Source organism: Streptococcus constellatus, from assembly GCF_902167705.1.
Classification (GTDB): domain Bacteria; phylum Bacillota; class Bacilli; order Lactobacillales; family Streptococcaceae; genus Streptococcus; species Streptococcus constellatus_A.
The window spans coordinates 60,886-85,071 of the sequence record NZ_CABHMZ010000017.1 but is presented as its reverse complement, the minus strand read 5'-3'; the positions used below and the strand labels follow the sequence as shown (position 1 = coordinate 85,071).

Sequence of the window (24,186 nt, the reverse complement as noted above, 5' to 3'; positions counted from 1 at the left end):
TTTTACAGGAGGACATTTTTATGTCACGTTATACAGGACCATCTTGGAAACAAGCTCGTCGTTTGGGTCTTTCACTTACAGGTACAGGTAAAGAATTGGCACGTCGTAACTACGTACCAGGTCAACATGGACCAAACAACCGCAGCAAATTGTCAGAATACGGTTTGCAATTGGCTGAAAAGCAAAAACTTCGTTTCACTTACGGTGTAGGTGAAAAACAATTCCGTAACTTGTTCGTACAAGCAACTAAAATCAAAGGTGGAATCCTTGGTTTTAACTTCATGCTTCTTTTGGAACGTCGTTTGGATAACGTTGTTTATCGTCTTGGCCTTGCTACTACTCGTCGTCAAGCTCGTCAATTCGTAAACCACGGTCATATCCTTGTTGACGGAAAACGTGTAGATATTCCTAGCTACCGCGTATCTGTTGGTCAAGTGATTTCAGTTCGTGAAAAATCACTTAAAGTACCTGCAATTCTTGAAGCAGTTGAAGCAACTCTTGGACGTCCAGCATTTGTATCATTTGACGCTGAAAAGCTTGAAGGTTCATTGACTCGCTTACCAGAACGCGATGAAATCAACCCAGAAATCAACGAAGCGCTTGTCGTTGAATACTACAACAAACAACTTTAATCGATGGATTATCAGAAGTTGGGAATCTTCTCAGCTTCTTTTTTTGTTTGATAAATTGCAAAATCAAAAAGAGGCTGAGGCGAAAATCCCCAGCTTCAAAGCCTATTGTGTAATAAACAAATGACGCAGTGGCTGATTGTTCGAAGCACTGTGCAGATAGGACTTGCATCGCAAGTCTCAACGTTATTCACTTGTTAAGTTTAAAAAAGAATTTTGAAAATTTTGTTGCCTTCAGTTGTCACATCAGCAGTTTACTAAACTGGTGAGCAACTTCGCAGGTGAAACAGAACTAAAAATTTTCAAAATACATATCTTCCCAGATTTTATTTCTAATCAAGCATTTTTAAAAGAAAGTCTGCCATTTGTTCGGGGCTTTCTTTTTTTCCTCTAGAAATCCACATTTGACAAACACCGAAAAAGGCGTTTGTAAGGTAAACATAGCTATATTCTTTTTCTACTTGGCTGAGTAATTTGCTACTAAAGCGATCTTGTAGGTCTTCAGCCAGCATAATTTGAAATTTATGACGTAAAAAAGTTTGGATTTCTTTTGTTCCATTTTCTGTTAATAGAGCAGAAAGGAGAGATTCGCGCGTGAGAAAGTCAAAAACTTCTATAATGGCACTGCGCTTGTCTTGGGCATACTTATCAAAAATGTATTCTAACTTATGAAAAAGTTTCTGCTGATAATGCTCAATCATGTCATATTTATCTTTGTAATGTGTGTAAAAACTGCTGCGACTAATACCGGCAGTTCTGGTCAACTTGACAGTGCTAATCTGGTCGAACGATTCGTGTTCAAGCAGCTCAACCATTGCACGTTCAATAATCATTTTTGTTTTTTGGCGCTTGTTACTTTCTACCATATTGTCTTTCCTCTTTTGAACAAAATTATACAATGTGTCTAAAATTCAATTTTTTCTCTTGTGAAAAATTTCAGAAACTGTATAATCTATTATATCAAATATTTAGACACTCTGTATAAAAATATTTCGAAAATTAAAATTTTTATACAGAGTGTCTAAGATAGAGGAGAAAAAATGTTCAAAGAATGGAAAGCAATTTTTAAAAAACCAATCTTCATTATTGTCATGGTTGGAGTTTCCTTGATTCCTGCTCTTTATAATGTTATCTTTTTGAGCTCCATGTGGAATCCTTATGATAAAGTATCGGAATTACCGGTGGCAGTTGTGAATAAAGACCAGCATGCGACATTTAACAGCAACACATTGTCTGTTGGTGATGATATGGTGAAAAGTCTTAAAAAGAATGATGCGTTAGATTTTCATTTTGTATCTGAAGCAAAGGCAAAAAAGGGCTTGGAGAAAGGTGATTATTATATGATTATCACACTCCCAAGTGATTTGTCTCAAAAGGCTGCTAGTATTTTGGATAACAAACCACAAAAGATGCAAATTGACTATCAAACGTCTAGCGGGCACAGCTTTATTGCTAGCAAGATGAGTGATTCGGCTATGACGCGGCTTCAACAAACTGTCGCTAACAATGTGACCAACACATACACGACATCGCTCTTCAAGAGTATGAATAGCTTGAGGAAAGGCATGACAACCGCTGCTTCTGGTAGTGGTCAACTCGCTTCTGGTGGTCAACAATTAAAAAACGGCAGTCAAACCTTGACAGATAATTTACAGACCTTGTCTAGCTCAAGCATGACATTTGCAGACGGTGCTAATACATTGACGACAGGTTTGGGAACATATACACTGGGTGTGCGCCAGTTGTCAGACGGAGTTGGTACATTGTCAACACGCCTTTCAGCTTATACGTCAGGTGTCGGTCAATTAGCTTCTGGGTCAGATACGTTATCGAAAGGGTTGACGGACTATACAGATGCTGTTGGTCAATTGGCAGACGGTTCAGGGCAATTATCAGACGGCTTAAGAACGTATGCCAATGGTGTGGCAGATCTTGCAGGCGGTGCAAATCAATTAAATGACCAATCGCAAAACTTATTGGCTGGGGTCAATCAATTGAGCGCTTCTAATGGGGAAATTCAAAAGTTATCAGACGGTGCGCATCAATTGGCTACAGGGCTGAACACGTTAATGACGACTGTTCAACAATCTGGTATGACTGCTGAACAAATCCAACAATTACAGGATTTGCAAACAGGTTTAACTGCTGTGCAAACCGCTCTTTCAACTGGATCAGACTTGTCAGCTGCCAAAGCAAGCATGACGACTGCTTTAAGCGATATGGAAACGGCTGCGAACACGCTTGCCAATAGTGCGACGACAGACAAGGCTACGATTGCGACTAATGTGGCTACTACAGCTGCTTATCAAAAGTTAAGTGCTAGTGAGCAAGCAGAAATCAATGCTGCGATTTCACAAGCTCCAAGTCAAACTGCTACAACTGTGGCAAACATGTTGACCAATATTCAAGCGCTCAAGGCACAAGTGGCGAACTTGCCAGAGCCATCTTCTAATCAACAAAGCGCCGCTGTCATCGAACAAGCAAAAGGTGCGCTTTCAAATCTCCAAACAAGCGCACAACAGTCCCAAGCAAAAATACTTGCAGCTTTGCAACAATCAACTGCGGGTGCTAGTCAAGTGGCAGCAGGGGTTGACCAATTGCAAACGAGCTTAGCAACGGGTGCTGGTCGATTGGCGAAAGGTGTGACCGACTACACCAATGGGGTTGCTCAAATTACGGCAGGAGTTACTACCTTATCTGGCAATAGCGACCAATTGACATCTGGTATGGCGAAAATCAGTTCAGGTTCTAAGACTTTGGCTGGTAAGAATAGTCAATTGACATCTGGCATGGCAAAAATCAATTCTGGAGCTAATCAATTGGCGGCTAATAATGGTCAAATTGACGCTGGTTTGGCAAAATTGGCAGACGGAGCTGGTCAATTAGTGAACAACTCTGCGGCTCTTGTTTCTGGAGCAGACAAGCTGTCTGACGGTGCTGCTAAAATAGCAGATGGTTCTACGAAGCTGGCAGACGGCAGCTCAACGATCACGTCTAATCTGGGAACACTTGTGTCGGGTGCGGACAGCTTGACAGCCGGTTTGACAGATGCCAAAGATCAATTATCCACGGTGACAACCAATAAAGCCAACGCCAAGGCGCTTGCAAATCCATTGACAACGAAGAAAACGGATAAAGACCACGTTGGTAAAAATGGTATCGGGATGGCACCATACATGATTTCTGTGGCACTCTTTGTAGCCGCAATTTCAACCAATGTCATCTTTAGCACGCTGCCTTCTGGTAAGAAGCCAAAGACACGTATGGAATGGCTGAAAGCACGTATTCAAGTCAACGGCATAATTTCTCTCTTAGCAGGTTTGTTGGTGTACGGTGCGGTACACATGATTGGCTTAACCGCCAACCACGAATGGGCAACGCTTGGTATCATTCTTTTGGCCAGCATGTGCTTCATGGCTGTGGTGACGGCTTTGGTAACGTGGGACACCAAGATTGGTGCTTTCATTTCCTTGATCTTGTTGTTGCTGCAACTCGCCTCTAGTGCTGGTACTTACCCACTGCCATTGACGGATAAGATTTTCCAAGATGTCAATCCTTGGTTGCCAATGAGCTATTCTGTTTCGGCTTTACGTCAAACGATTTCAATGACGGGGCAAGTCGGCGGACAAGTTGCCTTCATGACAATCGTTCTGCTACTCTTTGTCGGTCTTGGTTTCTTGGTTTACAATCCAAATAAAAAAGAATTAGTTTAATCAAAAAGAGGCTGGAACACTAGCATAATCACCCATAGAAAAATGAAATGTGAGAAGATGACGTATAAAAAGTGTTCCAGACTCGTTTATTTCTAGAATAAAATTCAACCTTACAGGGTGGATGACAACATCGATTTCTCACGAAATGCTGATGTTTGTCCCACCCTTTTTTAAATCAAACCGAAATGGGCGAGGGCATGTGGAATGCCCTTGTCATCATTGGAGCGCGTGATGAAAGTGGCTGCTTCCTTGACGGCTGTTTGGCTATTGCCCATTGCAATAGGATAATCTACTGCTTCAAACATGGTCAGGTCATTGAGCCCGTCTCCGAATGCATAAGTCGGTGCTTCGTCTGCTAGCAAGGTTAGCAGGTGCTGAATCCCAGAGCCTTTGTTACAGCCGTGCGGCGTGATGTCTATCGAGTAGGGGCTGTTACGGAAAAAGTGCAGTTCAGGGATTTCTGTCTGATACTGGGTGTCTTTTTCAGGCTCCTCACTAAAAATGAGCAACATCTGACAAGGCTGGTTTTGATAAATGGTTGGCCCGACTTGGGGCAGATCTTGATGAAAATAGCGGAAATTCTGCTGAACGGTCGGGCTGAGCGCCGTCACACGCATTTCTCCTTGCGAATAAAAACCGAGGTCGTGCTCATTTTCCTTTGCCAGTTGCAGGAGTTTGAGAATGCTGTTTTGTGCAATTCGTCCTTCAAACAGGAATTGCTTTTCATGGAGGATTTCCATGCCATTTAGCAAGATAGCGGAACGAATCCCAGCGTCTTCCAGAACCGTCCCCATTTCTCCGCGACCGCGCCCCGTACAGATAATAGGCAGAAAGCCGTTGGATCGTAGTTGAGCAATGGCTGTTTTGTTGTTTGCTGGGACTTGTCCTTGGCTATCAACCAAGGTGCCGTCAATATCAAAAAATACAAATCCGTTGTAAGTCACTTGTGTCTCCGTCTCTTTTAAGGTGCTGAAGTTCCACGTGAAACATGAGAGAAATGGGAAGTACGATGCTGTTTGACCTCTTCTTTCAAGTTTTCGAGCAAGGTCGTTTCTTCTGTCAGCTCAATCAACTGGAGCCCTTTCTGGATAAGGTCGTCATCTCCTTGGCAAATACCCAGGCGAACCTGGGCAAAGCCGAGCTTGTCGTATCGTTTGGTTTGCTTGGCGAGCGGTAAGATCATCTCGGTGATACGCTGGCAATCATCAAGGCGGTTGTTGTAAAGGTAGATTGTCGAAAGGTTGGCTAAAATGGAGAATTGTGTACTGTGAATTTCTTTGTAATGCTTATACTTGTTGAGACTGGCTAAGATTTTTTCCGTTATATTTTGAATGGTTTCTAGTGGGAAGAAGTAAAGAATAACACTTAGTAAATTTAAGTCACTTTCATAAAAAGTATCTCGTTTTTCTAAATCTGTCCATAACTGTTGTGCTAAAACTTGTGCTTGACTACTGATTTTATTTTTTCTAATTTCAATTAGTATATTTGCCATACGCAAAATATTGCTAACGGGAATATCATGATGAGCTTTCAAGTAGTCCTCACACTGTTTGGTTAAATCCAATAATTGTTCTGTTTCAACGACAGACAAATAATTTTTAAATTGTAAAATGATCTTCATTCTGTGATTTGAATGATAATAATCACAAATATATTCAAATTCCCCAAAGCTCATGTCAATCTGGTGGAGCAGAAATTCCATGGTTTCATAGCTGGGAACGGATTGGTTGCTTTCAAACTTGGAAAGATTGGAGCGAGAAATCCAATCTCCGCAAATCTCTTGCTGGGTGATTCCCTTTGCTTTTCGAATCGTCTTGTAAACTGTGCCAATATCCCAATGCATAGGCGACTCCTTGTGTAAAATATGAAATGTGAAAATAGTGGGCATTTTGTGAATGCCTTTTCATCATATTATATCATATAGATGAAAGGAGAAAAAGTGATGAAGAAAAAATACCTTTTCTGCTTCCGCGTTCCGTTAATGGCTGTGTGTTCAATCTGTTTTGAAAGTGACCAACCCTCTTTTTCAGAAAATTTCCTATAATTTCCCATTCATGTTATACTAAATGAGATGATTTTTCATTCGTCCGAGGGTCGGACGACTTGCCTTAAAACAGGTTTGCTTTGTCCGAGGGTCGGACGGCTTGCCTTGAAACAGGTTTGCTTCGTCCGAGGGTCAGACGGCTTGCCTTGAAACAGGTTTGCTTTGTCCGAGGGTCGGACGACTTGCCTTGAAACAAGTTTGCTTCGTCCGAGCCTCGGACAGGATAAAGAAAAGTCATTCATCTTATCTGAGAGTCAGATAAGAAAAAAATATTTTTTAATAAGGAAAGGATTTTATGCCAAAAGGAAAGTTAGTTAATGTTCAGGTGAGCAGTCTCCGCCATGCGGAATTCACGCAGTTTATCACTCGTTTTTTAGATGATGTGGAGAAAGAAGCGCTCGACTTTAAAAATGAGGACGTCATTACCGCTCTCGTCAAGAAGATAAAAGCAGCCTTGCCTGCTTATCAAGCCTCTCTCGGTCAGATTCGGGCGAGTGAAAAGTCAGCTTCGATTAGTGCGGCGGACGAATTGCGCGACGCTGATTTGCAAGCTCTTCGCGATGCGCTGAAACCTTATCGGGCAGCCAAGCGGGAAGAGGAAAAGGCAGCTTATGCCAGTTTGAAACGCTTGTTTGACCAATACAAAGACACTCATCAGAAGCATTACGAGGAAGAAACAGCCCTCATTGTCAACTTGCTGGACAAGCTAAAAACAGCCCCATATAAGGAACAGGTGGGGACTTTAGCGCTTGGGAAATTCGTTGAAAATCTGACCGAAAGCCACTCGGCTTTTGAACAACTCTTTGCCTCTCGCTCCCAAGAGAAGTTGCAAAAAGTGAGCTATGATGTCAAGCGATTGCGCAAAGAAGTGGCGACGCCTTATCAACAGTTGGCGGACTATGTGGTGATTTTGCACCAAGTCAAAGACGATGGCTTTTATGCGACCTTCCTTTCCGTGCTCAATAACAGCCGCAAGCACTATGCGGATGTCCTTGCCCGTCGCAAGGGCAAAGAGCCTAAAGCAGAAGCAGGAAAAGTAGCAGAAATTAACTAACATTTCTCCTTCATCTTACTTGAAATTTGTTTGTCAGAGTGGTAGGATAAAAGCGAAGAGGAACGAGCAGAAAATTAGAAAGTGTGATGGGATGATACGATTTCATTTTAATAACGAATTTTGGTTTCGGTGGCGGTTTTATCTGTTGAGCATGATGATATTCTTTTCCTTGGTTGTTGAACCTTATCCGAAATTGAACGTGTTCAATGTGATTTATTTTGCTGTGTTGGGAACATTTTTGCTTTTGCAGATCTTTGTGCCAGAGTGTTCGCATAAGCGGTCCTATCCAGTAGGCAGCTATCACTTTAACTGGGACTTTTATAATGACATTTCCTTGTATCTGATGATTTATTTTTCGCGTTCCCTCTACTCTGGTCCGAGAAGCAGCCATGATGTGTTGTACTGGATTTTTCTGGTAGCAGCTATTCTGATTATTTTCAGTTTTCTTATCAAAAAAGAAAAAGAAGAGAAGAGTGAAGAATAAGATTGCGGTAGCTTCTGTTTTCTATTTCATTCTACAGACATCTATTAAACACCTCCAGAAAATGGGGGTGTTTTGTTTTCTTTAAGTTTTCTTTAGCTTTCTTTTAAGGATCTGCCCGCAAACTACGTAGATAAAGAACGACAAAGGAGAGCAATCTCATGGCTAAAAAAACATTTAAAGATAAATTTCAACGGATAGAAACCAAGTACGTCATCTCAAAGGAAACGTTGGCAGATTTGCTACAGGAGTTTGAAGCGTATATGGCAGAAGACGAGCATGCTTATTCAACGATTGGCAACCTCTACTATGATACGCCGACCTATCAGATGATTCGGGAGTCTTTGGAGAAGCCTTATTTCAAGGAAAAATTGCGCGTGCGCACCTATGATGCTAGCCCTCAGGCTGATAGCCAAGTCTTTTTGGAAATCAAGAAAAAAGTGCGCAAGGTCGTGTACAAGCGCCGGATTGCGACTGATTTACTGGCGGCAGAGCAGTATCTCGCAGGGGAATGCCAGCTTGAGGATTCGCAGATTAAACAGGAAATCGAATGGCTTTGTGAGCGTTACGGTGGCGTGCAGCCTATGATGTATATCTACTACAACCGCTACTCTCTAAAAGGCTTAGAAGACCCCAATGTGCGGATTACCATTGACTATGATGTGGCTTATCGGACGAAAAATTTGAGCTTACTGGCAGGAAAAGACGGCAAGAATCTTCTTCCTGACAATCATGTCATCATGGAAATCAAGGTGCCGGGGGCGTATCCGCTCTGGCTGGCAGAGATTCTGGATCGTCACCACGTTTTTCCAAAGTCTTTCTCAAAATACGGGGTTGCCTACAAGAAAACAACAGACTACAAAGGAGTAATCAATCATGTTCGATCAGCTATTTAGTGATGTCTTTACAGGAACAACGGTCAATCCAGCCAGTATGTTTGGTGCGATTGGTGTTGCCTTAGTGCTGGGGCTGATATTAGCCAAGGTCTATCAGTACAAAACCATTTACAGCAAGTCATTTATGATGACCTTGGTTATGCTGCCGACTTTGATTGCCATTGTCATTTTCTTAGTCAATGGTAGTCTGGGAGCAGGGGTTGCGGTCATGGGGGCTTTCAGTTTGATTCGCTTCCGTTCGGCACCGGGCGGCGCGAAGGAATTGCTGGCGATTTTCCTTGCGATGACGATTGGGATTGCTGTCGGTATGGGCTATCTTGTCTTTGCCAGCGTCTTTACGATCATCATGTCAGTTGTCATGTTGTTGCTGGAAACGATGAATTTCGGGCAGATGAAACATTCCATGCGCCAAGTGACTGTCGTCATTCCAGAAAGTTTGGACTATGAGACGGTCTTTGATGACATCTTCCAAAAGGCGACCAACTATGTTGAACTAGCAAATGTCAAAACGTCTGATATGGGAAGTTTGTTCAAAATTAAGTATATTGTCCAATTAAATGGTACAATGACAGAGAAAGAGTTAATGGACGCTCTGCGGACGCGAAATGGGAATTTAGAGATTGCCATTAGCCGCTACGTCACCAAAGAAAATGAACTATAAGGAGGATCGCCATGAAAAAAACAGCCTCAAAACGAAAAAAATGGAAACGACTGGTTCCACTCGTCCTATTGACAGTTGCTTTAGGGGCGTGCAGTGCGACAAACACCAGCTCAACCAGCACTGGCTCTTCTAGCACAAGTAAGACAACAACCACCAAGACGTCTGATTACTTTACAAAGCGTGACCAAGATGCTTCTTATGATGAATCAAAAGCAACTAAGATTAGCTTGAGTGGCTCATCTGCCAAGACTTCTGGTTCTGGTGCGGAAGTGTCTGGCTCTACGGTGACGATTACCAAGGCTGGGACTGATGTCTTGTCTGGTTCAAGTGAAAATGTCCAAATTGTCGTGAAAGTTGGCGACCAAGACAAGGTTCAGCTCGTGCTGAATGGGGTCACGATGACTGGAACAGATGCTGCTATTGTCGTAGAAAATGCAGATAAAACTTTTATCACGCTTGCAGAAGGCAGCAAGAACACGATTTCGGATTCTGCTAATCACAAGAATACAGACTATGACGCCGCGATTTACAGCAAGGACGACCTTACTTTCAACGGTTCTGGTAGTCTGACGGTCGAAGGCAATTATGGCAATGCTATTGAGTCCAATGATGATTTGCGCATTACGGGCGGAACCTACACGATTAAAGGCTATAAAAACGCCCTTTCAGCGAATGACGCAATCAATATCAAAGATGCAACTATGAATTTGACCGCAACGGAAGATGCCATTCACGCGGATAATGATGAAGATACATCGCTAGGCAATTTCTATATCTAGTCTGGGAAGATTACCATTAACGCTGGAGATGACGGTATTCACGCTTCTAATACGGCTCTTATTGACGGCGGTACGATTAAGGTTGAAAAGAGCGAAGAAGCGCTAGAAGGCAAGACCGTCACCATTAACGGTGGCGATTTAGACCTGACAGCCAATGACGATGGAATCAATGCATCAGGTAGTGCAAGTGATAAAAAAGCTCCAGGACAGGCGACTGCTGGTGTTAGCCTGACCATCACAGGTGGCAAGGTCAAGATTAATGCTCAAGGGGACGGCTTGGATTCTAACGGGGATTTGACCATTTCAGGTGGTGAAGTCTATGTGGACGGACCGACAGATGGCGGCAATGGCGCTCTTGACTATGACGGCAATGGAACGATTACTGGCGGGACCGTTGTAATGGTTGGCAGCAATGGTATGGCAATGGGCTTTGGCTCAAATTCCAAACAAGCTTCCATCCTTGCGAATGTGTCTGGTAGTGCTGGAGACAAAGTGACGATTACCGATTCGTCAGGCAAAGAAATCCTCAGCTATACCGCTGCTAAAAATTTCCAATCCGTTCTTGTCAGCTCAGCTACTATTAAAGACGGCGAAAGCTACACCATTACAGTCAATGGACAAAGCACGACCGCAACAGCTAGCCTGACCACACAAAATGGAAACGGCATGGGCGGAGGCCCCGGCGGACGGTGATGATAGACAAAAGAGGCTGGAGAACCCAACCTCTTTCGTTTGACCTTCGCTTAGTCGTCAAGGTGTGATAGTGTTCTAATCGCTAACCATTGTGATAGGATTAAAACTAAGAAAAATATGTGAAATAATAAATCACGTATAATTGGCATATTTCTACAAATAAATAAAGAAATGAAAGGGGAACAAACAAACCAAATAGCTTGAAAAATAACAATCTTTTTTTTCATGTTTAATAACCTCACTTTTCCTTTTTCAACCTAAATGTATCACAAAACCAAGAAAAAACAAGTCTATTTTTGAAGGAAAATTTATGATATAATAAAGTTGATAACGTTAAAAAACTAGAGCAAAACAACTCTAGTTTTTTTGCATGCTCAGCCTAAAATCTCTAGAATCTCTGTCAAATTATCAACAGTCCAGTCTGGTGTTTCTGCTGGATTCATTACATGGGTCAAGCGGCTAAATCCCTGGCGGATCCAAATGGTTTGCATTCCAAGCTGTTTAGCCGGAAGAATATCATTGTCCAAGCGGTCGCCAATCATCACAGCGTGCTCAGCTAAGCAGTTCGCTTGTTGGAGAGCCAGCTCAAAAATAGCGAGATTGGGTTTTGCCAAGCCAACATCGGTAGAAGAAATGATAATATCAATCCAAGAATCAATACCAAATCCTCTCAATCTTGCCTGCAAATTCGGTAACTGATTGGCAATAATCCCAATCTTGTAGTGCTGGTGGAGAATTTTCAGCACTTGCTTGCAGTCAGGATACAGCACCTCTAAATCAGACCTCCAAGACGGACGCTTCAGACCATAATAGTTCATAGCTTCCGCATCGCCCTTTTTATTTTCCTTAAAATAGTGAATCATAGTTTGATAAAATGCTGCATAAGAGATGTTAGTATCTGCAATAGCCTGCTCAATCCAATCTTGGTAGGCTTTTTCTTCGTTTACCAAAGTTGAGCCAACATCAAAGAATAACCAATGAATCTGTTTCATGCTAAACCTCTAATAAAGATTGATATCTCCACTGACAGCTTGGATAGCAAGAGAATCTGTAGAAGTCGTTGCTTGGTGGTGGATTGTATTACCAACGATTTGGTGGCTTGGCTGGAGCTGATGAGAGATAGAAATGTCTCCGTGCACCGTTTCAAGATCATAGCTGAAATCATGGTGGAGCAGATGAAGCGAAATATCTCCGCTTGTTGTTTGAATAGAGGTTTTACCAGCAATTTCTAAAGAATGCGTATCGAAATCCCCTGACACGAGAGACAGCTTACAATCTGTCAATTTGACATGTGCTAGATGAATATCACCACTGATGAGAGTAATGTTGGTGTGTTGCAAATGGCAATGCCGCATGGTTAAATCTCCACTTGAAAGCTCAAACGTTCCTTTTTGTGTTTGAAGATGAGAGATATTGACATCACCCGAAGTTGCTTGAAGTGAGAATGACTGAAGAAGAGCTCCACTTGGGATTTGAATGCAAATAGGATGATTATCAAAACCGTTTTTCATGACGTTAATAATCCAGTCCAAACCGCTATAATGTGTGCTGCCTTTTTCTGTAATATACCACTTCTTATCACGAACCGCAGAGTTTAGTTGGTGGCTATTTCTTCCATTGTAGTATTTGATATGAAAGAAATCATCAGGTGAAGGCTCGATTAAAACATCTCGTGTGGTGACATCAATATGCAATTCGGAGATTGTTGCATAGTCTTCAAAGATATAAGCATCATCAGCATACTGAGAAGCCGATTGTTTTGCTGGACTATCAGATCTTGTCTCTTCTGTCGAATGTACTGAAAGTGAGCGAATAATCTCTTCTGCTGCGTCTTTGGGGTCTCCTAATTCCTCAATGACTTGTGCTTCATTTTCCGACCCGGCTTCTTCAAAATATTCCGTAAAATAATCCATTGCTTCTTTATAATCTGCTTCTGGCAATGTTTTTAAGTATTTTTCTAATGCGGCTAAATAGTCAGTTTTTGTCATGGCGAATGCTCCCTTCTATGATACCGTTGACTGTCGCTGTATATAACTCCCACTCCTTTTTAAGAGTGCTTAGTTGCTTTCGTCCCTCTGGAGTAAGGGAGTAATACTTCCGTTTTCGACCTTGATATTCTTGTGAATAAGTCGTTAAATAATGATTCTTTTCTAACTTTTTCAAAATAGGATATAAGGTTGATTCCTTGATATTGGCAATCAATTTAATCGTTTGGCTAATCTCATAGCCATAGGAATCTTCGCTTTCCAAAATCGCTAGAATGAGAAATTCAATCAAGGTAGAAGATGTTGGAAAATACATGAGCCACCTCCTATGTATAATATTTTTATATATAATTTTTCTATACATAGTATAGTTCTTTTTCTTTTCAAAGTCAAGAAAATATATAAAATTTTTATATATTTTAAAAATTTAAGATTGAAACCATTTTCTTTTCTAGTCTCTTGAAACAGTGTATCTGTAATTCGTCTAGGTTTGTTGTAAATAAACCTTAATTCCTCAATTAAAGAATGTTTTGTATTGAAAAATTGCGCTAGAAAATGGTAAAATATACTAAGTCTTATCTGGAAGTAAGACAAAAGTGATGAATATGATGAAAAAACATAAAACAATTTTTAAATTTCTTGGACAAACGCTACTTTATTTTGTTATATTTTTAGCGTTACTTTATTTCTTTAATTATCTTGGCCAAGGTCAAGGTGGTTTTATCTATAATGAATTTTAGGAGCAGATTGTGATCAATTCAGTAATTAACGACATGATTGAAACGATTGAGCGCTTTGCTCAGTCTCAACCAGATTTTCCAGTTTACAATGTTCTCGGAGAAGTTCATACTTATCATGATTTGAAAGTGGACTCGGATTCACTTGCTGCAAAGATTGATAGCCTTGCGCTTCCTGAAAAGTCACCAGTGGTGGTGTTTGGTGGGCAAGAATATGACATGCTGGCAACCTTTGTAGCTTTGACGAAGTCAGGACATGCTTATATTCCGATTGATAGTCATTCAGCTCTGGAGCGCGTGACAGCGATTGTGGAAGTGGCACAGCCTAGTCTCATCATTGCAATCAATGAGTTTCCGCTGAAAGATGTGGCAACTCCAGTCCTTGATTTAGCAACAGTTCAAGCAGCTTTTGCAGCCAAACATCCTTATGAAATTACACACTCTGTTAAAGGCGATGATAATTACTATATCATTTTCACTTCAGGAACGACTGGAAAGCCAAAGGGTGTGCAAATCTCGCACGATAATTTGCTTAGCTTTACTAACTGGATGATTACAGATAAGGAATTTGCGACTCCAGCTCTTCCGCAAATGCTGGCGCAACCACCGTATTCTTTTGATTTATCGGTTATGTATTGGGCGCCAACTTTGGCGCTTGGAGGAACACTTTTTGCGGTTCCGTCTGCCATTACGCAAGATTTCAAGCAGCTGTTTGAGACAATTTTGAATTTGCCGATTGCCATTTGGACATCCACACCGTCTTTTGCAGATATGGCGATGCTGTCTGAGGATTTTAATGCTGAAAAAATGCCAGGCATTACACATTTCTACTTTGACGGAGAAGAATTGACGGTTAAAACAGCTCAAAAATTGTGTGACCGTTTTCCAAATGCACGTATTATCAATGCTTACGGTCCGACAGAAGCAACGGTGGCTCTATCTGCCGTTGCTATAACGGATGACATGTTGGCAAATATGAAACGTTTGCCGATTGGCTATACCAAAGCGGATTCTCCGACTTTTGTTATTGATGAAGATGGAAACAAATTGCCAAACGGTGAGCAAGGAGAAATCATTATCTCTGGACCAGCTGTATCAAAAGGTTATATGAACAATCCAGAGAAAACAGCTGAAGCATTTTTTGAGTTTGAAGGGTTACCAGCCTATCATACAGGCGATGTTGGTACTATGACGGATGAAGGTTTGCTGCTTTATGGCGGTCGCATGGACTTCCAAATCAAGTTCAACGGTTTTCGGATTGAATTAGAAGATGTTTCCCAAAACTTGAACAAGTCTCAATATGTGGACTCAGCTGTGGCTGTGCCGCGTTACAATAAAGATCATAAGGTTCAGAATCTGTTAGCCTATGTTATCTTGAAGGACGGAGTTAAGGAACAATTTGAACGTGAGATTGACATTACCAAAGCTATCAAAGAAGATTTGCAAGATATTATGATGTCTTATATGATGCCTTCAAAATTCCTTTATCGAGATTCCCTGCCATTGACACCAAATGGTAAAATTGATATTAAAGGCTTGATTAGTGAGGTCAACAACCGATGATGGATTTCATAAGACAGCTTCCTCACTTGGAACCGTACGGGGATCCGCAATATTTTGTTTATATCATTTTAGCCGTTTTGCCTATCTTTGTTGGCTTGTTTTTCAAAAAAAGATTTCCCATTTATGAAGCTTTGGTCAGCTTTGCTTTTATCATTTTTATGCTGACTGGACCGAAGTTAACGCAAATTTATGCGCTACTGTTTTATGTTGTTTGGCAGATGATTTGGGTTTGGTCTTACAAAATTTATCGAAAAGCAAGAGACAGCAAGTGGATATTCTACTTGCACATTGCTCTCTCTATCTTGCCACTTTTCCTTGTAAAAGTAACACCAGCGATTTATGGACATCAATCACTCTTAGGCTTTTTGGGAATTTCTTATCTGACTTTTCGTTCAGTAGGAATGATTATTGAGCTGAGGGATGGCGTGCTAAAAGACTTTAGTTTATGGGAATTTCTACGTTTCATGCTCTTTATGCCAACTTTTTCAAGTGGGCCGATTGATCGTTTTAAGCGTTTCAATCAAGACTATGAAAACATCCCTGAGCGTGATGAATTGATGGATATGCTTGAGAAATCAGTGCATTATATTATGCTAGGCTTCCTATATAAGTTTATTTTGGCGCATATTTTTGGCTCTATGCTGTTGCCGCCACTCAAGCATTATGCCTTGCAAGTAGGCGGTGTCTTCAATCTGCCAACTTTAGGAGTGATGTATCTCTTTGGATTGGATTTGTTTTTTGACTTCGCGGGCTATTCAATGTTTGCCCTCGCCATTTCCAATCTAATGGGAATTAAAAGTCCGATTAACTTTAATAAACCTTTTGTTTCGCACGATTTGAAAGAGTTTTGGAATCGTTGGCACATGAGTCTGTCATTCTGGTTCCGTGACTTTGTATTTATGCGGCTGGTCACAGTACTTATCCGAAATAAAGTTTTTAAAAATCGGAATACTACTTCAAGCGTAGCTTACATCATCAACATGTTGGTAATGGGCTTTTGGCACGGTGTGACTTGGTATTATATTGCTTATGGACTTTTTCATGGTTTAGGGCTTGTTATCAATGATGCTTGGGTGCGAAAGAAGAAGACTGTCAATAAAGAGCGGAAAAAGAAGAATCTACCTCCCTTGCCAGACAACAAATGGACGCAAGCGGTGGGAATATTTGTCACCTTTAATGTTGTAATGTTTTCATTCTTAATCTTTTCAGGATTTTTGAATGATTTATGGTTTAAAAAATAAAAGGAGTTCTCTAATGGATATAAAAGCAGAAGTATTGGAAATTATCGATGATTTGTTTATGGAAGATGTATCAGACATGATGGATGAAGATTTGTTTGATGCAGGTGTTCTGGACAGTATGGGAACGGTTGAATTGATTGTTGAGTTGGAAAACCACTTTGACATTCATGTTCCAGTATCAGAATTTGGCCGTGACGATTGGAATACGGCTAATAAAATTATTGAAGGTGTAACGGAGCTTCGCAATGCTTAAACGTTTGTGGCTCATTTTAGGCCCAGTTATCTGCGCCTTTTTGATGGTCGTAGCCTTACTATTTTTCTATCCAACGAAGCAACAGCATGATTATAAGTCAGAAAAACGTTCAGCCGTTACACTGACAGCAGGAAGTTTCAAAGGAAGAACACAAAAAGTACGTGCTTTAACAGATAAAAAGCACCGTTTTGTACCTTATTTTGGTTCTAGTGAATGGTTGCGTTTTGATAGTATGCACCCTGCGGTTTTGTCTGAAAAATACAAGCGAAATTACCGCCCATATTTTTTAGGACAACGTGCCGCAGCATCTCTCACACAATATTTTGGCATGCAACAAATGCTTCCGCAGTTAAAAAACAAACCAGCTGTCTATGTGGTATCTCCTCAATGGTTTACTAAAAAAGGCTATAGTCCTGCCGCTTTTCAGCAATATTTCAATAGCGATCAATTAACTAGTTTCTTGCGTCAGCAAGAGGGAGATATTGCCGCTCAGTATGCGGCGAAGCGCCTCTTGCAACTGTATCCGACAGTGGCTATGAAAGACAATGTAAAAAAAGTCGCAGCTAATCAGAAACTCTCAAATTTCGACAAACAGTACATTCGTCTTATCAGCCGTTTAAATAAACGTGAGGACGCCCTTTTCAGCTCTCTTTTTGCTGAACGCAATGAGAATTATGAAAAATTGGTACAGCCTCAGGTCAAACGACTGCCAGATAAATTTTCTTATCAAGATTTGGAAGAATTTGCGACAAAAGATGCTCAGAGAAATACCACTAACAATAACTTAGGAATTGACAATAAGTTTTATAAACAGCGCTTGCGGAAGCGTATAAAAAAACTTAAAGGAAAGCAGGCAAAGTTTTCCTATACGAAATCTCCTGAGTATAATGACTTACAACTGGTTTTGAACCAGTTTGCAAGATCCAAAACCAATCCAATTTTTGTTATCCCTCCTGTAAATGCGAAGTGGATGGCTTATACAGGCTTGAGCCAAGAAAAATACCAACAAGCTGTTAAAAAAATTCGTTATCAATTGGAAAGTCAAGGTTTTACCAATATCGCGGATTTTTCAAATGATGGTGGGAAGCCGTACTTTATGCAGGATACAATTCACATGGGATGGCTTGGTTGGCTGGCATTTGATAAGGTTGTGAATCCTTTTATTTCAAATCCAAAACCGGCTCCTGCTTATCAGATAAACGACCGATTCTTCAGTAAAGAATGGGCGAATTATGATGGTAATGTGGAAGATTTTAAATAATAAAATTTAGATATGAATAACAAAACACGAACAAAGATAAACTAGTTGATAACTAGCTTGATTGTCCGTGTTTTTTCTATAGAGTCATGTGGCTCTCTGATATGTTGTGATTCAGAGGTTGCTAGTCAAGAATATACTGCCTTATTGCTTGAGCGACACCTCCCTCGTTGTTTGTCTGAGTGACTACGGCAGCCTGCTCTTTGACTGCTTTAGGTGCGTTTCCCATAGCTACTCCCAAGCCGGCTAATTTTAGCATGGGAAGATCATTGAAGTTATCACCAATTGCCATGATTTGCTGGAGCGGAACGTGATAAAAATGAGCGATTTCAAGGAGTGCATTTTCCTTAGAAACGTTCTTAGCTGTAACTTCCAAGTAATTCTCTTTTGAAAGGTAAAAGGCTGTTTGAGGGAAGGCTATGTTTTGCAGATAGTCTTGAAGTTTCTGAATGTCAGCGGGTTCACCAATCAAAAGAAGCTTGTGAACAGAAACCTGCTTTTGTAGGACAAATGCCAGATCTTGAATGGTCGGTATTTCACCTGTAATAGCTGCTTCCTTCTGAACCCATTTGTCAAAATGCTCAGTAAACCAATCCTTTCCAGAATAAAGGTTAATAGATATTGTTGGGAAGTGCTGTGAGACCAGCTCTAGTAGTTGCTGAATTTCTTTTTTGTCCAGAGAATGCTCAATCAAAATATCGTAGTTTGGGGAACTTCCTTTAATTACAAGAGCGCCATTGTAGCAAGCTAAAGGAGTGTTGAGAAGCCCGAACTCTTGCATGATTGGTTCCATGCCAAGTGGTGAGCGAGCAGAAGCTAGAACAAGAGGAATCCCCTTTTCATGTAAATGAGGGATTTGTGCTTGTAATTCTTGATCAACTTGATGTTGGTCGTTTAAAATAGTTCCGTCAATGTCGCTTATGATAAGACGAATAGAGTGTTTGCCCATGACCTTTCTCCACGATAAACATATATTTCTTCGTTGATTTTATTTTACCATAAAAATAATTTTTTAAAGCGTTTTAGTGTTCTTCTTAAGCTCAGTTTAAGTGAAGCTAGGTATATTATAAACAATCCTAAAAAACTTTTTTCATAATATCTCCTAAAGAAAAGAGAGTGAGACAGCTATCAAGCTGTTTAAGGTTGCAGATGAAGAAAACGCAGTTTTCGTCAAAGGTGCTCTTCCGAGCTTGAAAAGCGAATGAAGAGCCCAATAACGGTGGCTTGCTTCGCAAGTCTGATTTCCAAGTTTTAACAATTCACTAGATTATTGAAGCTGCGTTATTCGTTTATTACGAACTCTGATAGAAGCTGGGACACTTTTTTCCAGCCTCTTTTTGTGTGAAATTCATGTTATAATAAGATTATGTTATCAAAAGAATTTCAAAAATTAATGCAGGTAGATACTATTGCAACAGCAAAAGCCTTGCTTGGAATGCAGCTTTGTTTGGATGGGCAGCCCATAGGAAGAATTGTTGAAACGGAAGCTTATCTGGGAGCTAAAGATAGTGCTTGCCATAGTGCGCGTGGGAGACGTTCGCCTAAAAACGAATCTATGTACTTATCCGCGGGGCATTGGTATGTCTATCAGATTTACGGACATCAGATGCTGAATCTAGTGACGAGGACTGAAAATGTAGCGGAAGCTGTTTTGATTCGGGCTTTGGAATTACCAGACGGAACGTTACTGGCTAATGGTCCAGGCAAATTAACCAAATTTGCAGGGATTAGTAAAGCCTTTGATGGACAGAATTTACAAGAATCACGCTTGCAGTTGGCAGACGATGTGCTTCCTTTGCAAATCAACTCGCGTCCGCGAATTGGTGTCACCTGTACAGATCATTGGCGGACAGAAGCCCTTTGTTTTTATGTGGCTGGTAATCGTCATGTGTCTAAAATTGCAAAAACAGGGCTGCTAAAAGATGAAGAAACATGGAGGAGGAAAACATTTGATGACGAAAATTGAAATTTTTGAGCAGGTTGTGGCGATGATGAGGGAAGATTCGTCAACAAAAAAGGATTTAAAAGGAGCAGACCCAGATATTTATCGCAGACAAATCACAAACGAGATGATGGATGAGGATTTTCTTTATCAAATGCGGTGTTATCTGGCAAGCTTTGGGATCATTAGCCATGTTAGTTTTCGTCCCAAACATCGGCAGGAAGTTGGGGTTCGGCTGAGAAAATTTGAGGATCGACTATACGTGCTGAATGCAAATCCTGATACGGACTTACGTGTTGCAGACCAGATATTTTTGATAAACAATCAAACAATTCCAGAATTTTATCAAGTGCATCGTGATTATTTTGTCAGTGAAACAGAAGAGCGCCAATACATGGAGTGGGCCTACTTTGTGGCTAAATCTGATACGGTGACCTTGCTGAGAAATGGGCAGGAGCAGACAATTTCAGTACATGAAACAAAATTGACTACACACACTCCTGCTTTTGAATATAAGCAATTATCAGAAGAAACTTTGTATTTGAAAATGGAAAATTTCTTTGATGAAACCACCATTGCAAACTTATACCAAGATATCAGCTCGGCTATTAGTACAACAAAGAATGTTATTGTTGATGTGCGTGTTAATCATGGTGGTTCGGATTCGCTGTATTTTCCTTTATTGCGATATGCGCTTTCTGATGGTAAAGGTTTTAAGGATGTGATTTTTTCTGATGATGGTATGGAATTTCTATATACCAAGCGTAATGTAGAACTGCGTTTACACGATTTTCGAGCAATGCTAAAGCAAAAGGATATTTCGCCTGAAACTCGAAAGATGCTGGAGCAGTTTATGACTGAATTAACTGTCAATAAAGACAAGGGCTATTTACTTTATGATGAATCAGATGAAGCGATTTTACCAGATGTGATGGGACAAGCAAAACCAGAAAAGTTATTTATTTTGTCGGATGTTTATTGTGGTTCATCAGGGGATAATTTCGTTTTAATGATGAAAGCATTTGACAAAGTTACCGTGATAGGTAGACCAACTCTGGGGATTTTAGATTATTCTAATTGCTGCACAGTGGACTTTGGCGATTATGAATTTGTATTTCCGACTTCACGGAGTCTTGCCATTGATAAAGGACAAGGAATGAAGGACAAAGGAGTGATACCAGATGTTTTCATCCCTTGGACACCGGAGCAGTTAGAGCGGGATATTGATTTGGAAGAATGTCTCAAGCTTTGTTAAAGAAAAAAGAGAGTGAAAACGAACGCATGATTTCATGGAAATCTTGTTTCGAATTTCATTCTCATTTTTTTATAAAATTTTATCAGATTTTTCTACATAAAAGAGTGCAATAATCATGATGACTGTAAGAACGAGCAAAATGACAATAGCTGGTATCCAAGAGCAGAAAAAATCAGCACTGTAACCAAAGAGAGCTGGACCAAAAGCAGCCAGTAGATACCCACCTGTTTGTGCCAAACCAGATAGCTGGGCAGTTTGCTCAGGGCTACTGGTTTTCATTGAAAAAGTAACCATTAGGTAAGGGAAGAGCGCACTTACGGCTGTACCAATTAAAATGTTGATAATGAGCCAGTACATAAAATTATTTGTCTGTATCAGCAACATGCTAATACCGATAAGCCCTGACGCAGATATTAGACCAAGCATGATGAGGCGATGACGAGGAGAGAGCCGAGTTGTCAAGCTAGGAATGGTCATTGAAAACGGCAGACTAATCAGATTAAAAATAGAAGCTAAAAATCCAGCAGAAGCATTTGAAATACCAGTTTGTATGGCCATTGTTGGCAGCCAGGTTAGGCTGGTATAAAATAATAATGATTGCAGACCACCGAAAATGATAATAGCCCAGACTTTTTTATTTTTCCAAATGGCGCTGCCCTGGCTTGATTTATCTTTGTTGACCAAGTAGTGGTTGTAGGAAGTATTTGGCAGCCAAATTAAAAATGCTAGAAGACAGATGACTGTCAGCCAAAGGATCAACCCTTTCCACGAGCTAGCTTCTGTTATGGGCACAGCAATAGAAGAAGCAACAGCCGTTGACAGTCCCATGGAGGTAATATACATTGTTGTTAAAAGCCCAATCCGATGCGGTTGGTTGGCTTGAATGACGCTTGGCAGTAATACATTAAGCACCGCAATGGAAGCTCCAATGAGAATGGTTCCTATATAAAGAAATGGTAGATTAAAAATCCGAATCAGAGAGCCAATGGTAAGAAGGGCGAGGACGAGAGCGAACAGTCTTTCTAGCCCGATTTTGCTCGCTAAACGCGCCGAAAATGAAGAGCAGAGAGCAAACATAATCAAGGGCAAACTGGTCAAAAGCCCAAGTGAGCTCACTGAAACATGAAGCCCACTAGCAATGTCCGTCAAGACAGTTGGAAGCGTTGTAAAAGGCGTCCGCAAAGCGACACCCACCATGATAATTCCTGGTAATAAAAAGATAGAATGTTGTTTTTTCATAAATGCTCCTAAGAGTTTCTTAGAAAATTATATCATAGAAATAGCCGAAATTATAGCCCTATATTAGTGCATTAGCTCTAGATAATAGGCTGTAATAGTAGCTTCGTCGATTTTATTTCGTTGTCCTAGCCACCAAGTTACCGTTTCGATAAAGGTCGTTGTAACATAGTTTTTTAAAAATGGTTCTGGTAAATCAGACTTTTGTATCAATAGTTTTTCACGAATGAGAGGAAAAAGATAGTGCTCTAGCTCTAATTTTAGACGATTGATAAAATAGATATTTTTCGATAATAATAAAGTGGCTATTTTATCTTGATTTTTCCTGAAATGGTAAAAAATGTGAGCTGTTGCGTCAAAAAGTTCGCTTGCTTGGTAGCGTTCAACAAATGTATGTTGGAACAAATCTTGGCACATTTCTTCAAGTAGTGCTTCTTTTGTCTCAAAATGAGCATAGAAAGTCGACCGACCGACATCTGCGAGGTCAATGATTTCCTGAACTGTGAGGGACTCATAGCTTTTTTGATTCAAAAGAGTGAGAAAAGCCTGATAAATGGCTGCGCGTGATTTTTTAACTCGTCTATCCATCGTTTCCGAACAAAACTCCCTAAATGTACGCTATTGAACGAAGCATTAGATTTGTTTCTTGTTTCCTCCGTTAAAATAGTAGATAATATAATTGAACAAAGTGTTTTGTTTTGAATACATTATACAATAAATAAAACTAAATCTCAATGTGCGATTAGGAGGAGATTATAATGAAATCAAGCAAAAATGTCTGGATTGCATTTCTATTAAACTTTTCTTTTGCAGTTATTGAATTTATCTTTGGAGTTCTTTTTAATTCTAGTGCTGTGCTAGCAGATGCGGTGCATGATACGGGTGATGCCCTAGCGATTGGTTTATCAGCATTTTTTGAAAAAATTTCCAATAGACGAGGTGATAGAAACTATACATTAGGCTATAAACGGTATAGTTTGCTGGGAGCTATGTTGACTTCTACCATTTTAATAGTGGGTTCTATTCTCATTCTGGTTGAAAATGTACCCAAATTGTTTGCGCCTGAACGGGTAAATTACGACGGTATGCTTGTTCTGGGAATTTTTGCAATTGTAATCAACTTTGCAGCCAGCAGGGTGGTTAGTCATGGACATACGCACAACGAATCCATTCTGAGTTTGCATTTCCTAGAAGATATTTTAGGCTGGTTGGCTGTAATCTTCGTATCCTTTATTCTTCGCTTTACAAATTGGTATTTCCTTGACCCATTGCTTTCGCTCATCATTTCGACCTTTATCTTGAGTAAAGCATTGCCAAAGTTTTGGGAAAATGTTCAAATCTTTCTTGATCACGTACCGAGTGATGTGAACTTGAATGATCTTTATGCAGAGATTCAAACAATCGAGAATATCCAAACAATCACTCAGTTAAATGTTTGGACAACCGACGGACTAGAAAAATTTGCGATGATTCATATTTGCATGAAACATCCCGAACAACAAGCAGAAACTCAGCAGCTCATTCGCCAACATCTCAAAATGTATGGAATTACAAAAGTCACCATTCAAGCAGATGAAAGTTTAGATGAGCACGAAGAGTGCTGTATTGGTGAGCAACAGTGAGGGGCAAAGAGTTTAAGACAGATGTTTTAAACTCTTTATTTCTATGTTTTCTTTTTTATGATTGTTGAAAATTCTACTTTCATAAAATGGTTGATTATTTTAAGTAATCATTGTATTATTCAATTAGATATAGTACACTTCATT

At 40.4% G+C, this 24,186-nt stretch carries 23 protein-coding genes and 1 pseudogene; 15 read left to right on the top strand and 9 right to left on the bottom strand.

Annotation, left to right across the window (positions count from 1 at the left end; all coding sequences use genetic code 11):
• Nucleotides 1-20 precede the first annotated feature (20 nt).
• A complete protein-coding gene (rpsD, locus tag FQ204_RS05130) occupies nt 21-632 on the top strand; it encodes a 30S ribosomal protein S4 (RefSeq protein ID WP_003026749.1) in 612 nt (203 codons plus the stop codon).
• Nucleotides 633-961: 329 nt separating this feature from the next.
• Here the strand turns inward: rpsD and FQ204_RS05125 are convergent, their stop codons facing one another.
• The gene (locus FQ204_RS05125; RefSeq protein ID WP_144209425.1) at nt 962-1,495 is read right to left on the bottom strand and encodes a TetR/AcrR family transcriptional regulator; all 534 of its coding nucleotides are present in this window, start codon (nt 1,493-1,495) and stop codon (nt 962-964) included.
• A gap of 174 nt (nt 1,496-1,669) precedes the next feature.
• Between FQ204_RS05125 and FQ204_RS05120 the strand changes: the two genes are divergently transcribed.
• Nucleotides 1,670-4,342, top strand: a complete 2,673-nt coding sequence (locus FQ204_RS05120) for a YhgE/Pip domain-containing protein (RefSeq protein WP_144209423.1) — start codon at nt 1,670-1,672, stop codon at nt 4,340-4,342.
• A 170-nt stretch (nt 4,343-4,512) separates the two neighbouring features.
• Here FQ204_RS05120 and FQ204_RS05115 read toward each other — a convergent pair whose 3' ends face one another.
• Both FQ204_RS05115 and FQ204_RS05110 read right to left on the bottom strand, forming a co-directional pair.
• Nucleotides 4,513-5,286 carry a Cof-type HAD-IIB family hydrolase gene (locus FQ204_RS05115; protein ID WP_144209421.1) on the bottom strand — a complete coding sequence of 258 codons (774 nt, stop codon included), beginning with the start codon at nt 5,284-5,286 and terminating at the stop codon, nt 4,513-4,515.
• A 17-nt stretch (nt 5,287-5,303) separates the two neighbouring features.
• Nucleotides 5,304-6,185: a helix-turn-helix domain-containing protein gene (locus FQ204_RS05110; protein WP_144209419.1), complete on the bottom strand. Its 882-nt coding sequence runs from the start codon at nt 6,183-6,185 to the stop codon at nt 5,304-5,306.
• Nucleotides 6,186-6,681: 496 nt separating this feature from the next.
• On the opposite strand from FQ204_RS05110, the gene FQ204_RS05105 reads away from it, so the two are divergent.
• The 5 genes and pseudogenes from FQ204_RS05105 (at nt 6,682) to FQ204_RS05085 (ending at nt 10,950) form a co-directional block, all read left to right on the top strand.
• On the top strand, nt 6,682-7,440 hold the full coding sequence (locus tag FQ204_RS05105) for a DUF6261 family protein (RefSeq protein WP_144209417.1): 759 nt from the start codon (nt 6,682-6,684) through the stop codon (nt 7,438-7,440).
• A 91-nt stretch (nt 7,441-7,531) separates the two neighbouring features.
• Nucleotides 7,532-7,924 carry a hypothetical protein gene (locus FQ204_RS05100; protein ID WP_186286746.1) on the top strand — a complete coding sequence of 131 codons (393 nt, stop codon included), beginning with the start codon at nt 7,532-7,534 and terminating at the stop codon, nt 7,922-7,924.
• Between the two features lie 158 nt (nt 7,925-8,082).
• Entirely contained in the window at nt 8,083-8,817 is a 735-nt protein-coding gene (locus FQ204_RS05095; RefSeq protein WP_144209415.1) for a polyphosphate polymerase domain-containing protein, read from the top strand.
• Entirely contained in the window at nt 8,798-9,478 is a 681-nt protein-coding gene (locus FQ204_RS05090) for a DUF4956 domain-containing protein (RefSeq protein ID WP_144209412.1), read from the top strand. The genes FQ204_RS05095 and FQ204_RS05090 overlap by 20 nt, the downstream gene beginning before the upstream one ends.
• Before the next feature lie 11 nt (nt 9,479-9,489).
• Nucleotides 9,490-10,950, top strand: a pseudogene (locus FQ204_RS05085) (carbohydrate-binding domain-containing protein).
• A gap of 374 nt (nt 10,951-11,324) precedes the next feature.
• On the opposite strand, the gene FQ204_RS05080 reads toward FQ204_RS05085, so the two are convergent.
• From FQ204_RS05080 to FQ204_RS05070, 3 genes are read right to left on the bottom strand one after another with little or no spacing between them, the layout of a single operon-like run.
• On the bottom strand, nt 11,325-11,942 hold the full coding sequence (locus tag FQ204_RS05080; protein ID WP_144209409.1) for an HAD family hydrolase: 618 nt from the start codon (nt 11,940-11,942) through the stop codon (nt 11,325-11,327).
• A gap of 9 nt (nt 11,943-11,951) precedes the next feature.
• Complete coding sequence (locus FQ204_RS05075; RefSeq protein ID WP_144209407.1) at nt 11,952-12,938, bottom strand: DUF4097 family beta strand repeat-containing protein; 987 nt, start codon at nt 12,936-12,938, stop codon at nt 11,952-11,954.
• Nucleotides 12,925-13,251 (bottom strand): PadR family transcriptional regulator, encoded by a 327-nt coding sequence (locus tag FQ204_RS05070; protein ID WP_144209404.1) that lies wholly within the window; start codon nt 13,249-13,251, stop codon nt 12,925-12,927. The genes FQ204_RS05075 and FQ204_RS05070 overlap by 14 nt, the downstream gene beginning before the upstream one ends.
• A 292-nt stretch (nt 13,252-13,543) precedes the next feature.
• Here FQ204_RS05070 and FQ204_RS05065 point away from each other — a divergent pair, with 292 nt between their 5' ends.
• From FQ204_RS05065 to dltD, 5 genes are read left to right on the top strand one after another with little or no spacing between them, the layout of a single operon-like run.
• On the top strand, nt 13,544-13,675 hold the full coding sequence (locus FQ204_RS05065; protein WP_144209519.1) for a teichoic acid D-Ala incorporation-associated protein DltX: 132 nt from the start codon (nt 13,544-13,546) through the stop codon (nt 13,673-13,675).
• 33 nt (nt 13,676-13,708) lie between these two features.
• Nucleotides 13,709-15,235 carry a D-alanine--poly(phosphoribitol) ligase subunit DltA gene (gene dltA, locus FQ204_RS05060; RefSeq protein WP_411572730.1) on the top strand — a complete coding sequence of 509 codons (1,527 nt, stop codon included), beginning with the start codon at nt 13,709-13,711 and terminating at the stop codon, nt 15,233-15,235.
• Nucleotides 15,232-16,476 (top strand): D-alanyl-lipoteichoic acid biosynthesis protein DltB, encoded by a 1,245-nt coding sequence (gene dltB / locus FQ204_RS05055; RefSeq protein ID WP_144209398.1) that lies wholly within the window; start codon nt 15,232-15,234, stop codon nt 16,474-16,476. The genes dltA and dltB overlap by 4 nt, the downstream gene beginning before the upstream one ends.
• Before the next feature lie 13 nt (nt 16,477-16,489).
• Entirely contained in the window at nt 16,490-16,729 is a 240-nt protein-coding gene (gene dltC, locus FQ204_RS05050; RefSeq protein WP_144209395.1) for a D-alanine--poly(phosphoribitol) ligase subunit DltC, read from the top strand.
• Nucleotides 16,722-17,990 carry a D-alanyl-lipoteichoic acid biosynthesis protein DltD gene (gene dltD / locus FQ204_RS05045; protein WP_144209392.1) on the top strand — a complete coding sequence of 423 codons (1,269 nt, stop codon included), beginning with the start codon at nt 16,722-16,724 and terminating at the stop codon, nt 17,988-17,990. Before dltC ends, dltD begins: the two co-directional genes overlap by 8 nt.
• A gap of 121 nt (nt 17,991-18,111) precedes the next feature.
• Here dltD and FQ204_RS05040 read toward each other — a convergent pair whose 3' ends face one another.
• Complete coding sequence (locus tag FQ204_RS05040; RefSeq protein WP_144209389.1) at nt 18,112-18,936, bottom strand: Cof-type HAD-IIB family hydrolase; 825 nt, start codon at nt 18,934-18,936, stop codon at nt 18,112-18,114.
• 417 nt (nt 18,937-19,353) lie between these two features.
• On the opposite strand from FQ204_RS05040, the gene FQ204_RS05035 reads away from it, so the two are divergent.
• Together FQ204_RS05035 and FQ204_RS05030 are read left to right on the top strand one after the other, a co-directional pair.
• The gene (locus FQ204_RS05035) at nt 19,354-19,953 is read left to right on the top strand and encodes a DNA-3-methyladenine glycosylase (RefSeq protein ID WP_144209386.1); all 600 of its coding nucleotides are present in this window, start codon (nt 19,354-19,356) and stop codon (nt 19,951-19,953) included.
• Nucleotides 19,940-21,184: a S41 family peptidase gene (locus tag FQ204_RS05030; protein ID WP_144209383.1), complete on the top strand. Its 1,245-nt coding sequence runs from the start codon at nt 19,940-19,942 to the stop codon at nt 21,182-21,184. The genes FQ204_RS05035 and FQ204_RS05030 overlap by 14 nt, the downstream gene beginning before the upstream one ends.
• A 69-nt stretch (nt 21,185-21,253) precedes the next feature.
• Here the strand turns inward: FQ204_RS05030 and FQ204_RS05025 are convergent, their stop codons facing one another.
• Both FQ204_RS05025 and FQ204_RS05020 read right to left on the bottom strand, forming a co-directional pair.
• Complete coding sequence (locus FQ204_RS05025) at nt 21,254-22,423, bottom strand: CynX/NimT family MFS transporter (RefSeq protein ID WP_144209380.1); 1,170 nt, start codon at nt 22,421-22,423, stop codon at nt 21,254-21,256.
• 63 nt (nt 22,424-22,486) lie between these two features.
• Nucleotides 22,487-23,008: a TetR/AcrR family transcriptional regulator gene (locus tag FQ204_RS05020; RefSeq protein WP_003027840.1), complete on the bottom strand. Its 522-nt coding sequence runs from the start codon at nt 23,006-23,008 to the stop codon at nt 22,487-22,489.
• 170 nt (nt 23,009-23,178) lie between these two features.
• Between FQ204_RS05020 and FQ204_RS05015 the strand changes: the two genes are divergently transcribed.
• A complete protein-coding gene (locus tag FQ204_RS05015) occupies nt 23,179-24,042 on the top strand; it encodes a cation diffusion facilitator family transporter (protein WP_144209378.1) in 864 nt (287 codons plus the stop codon).
• Nucleotides 24,043-24,186 lie beyond the last annotated feature (144 nt).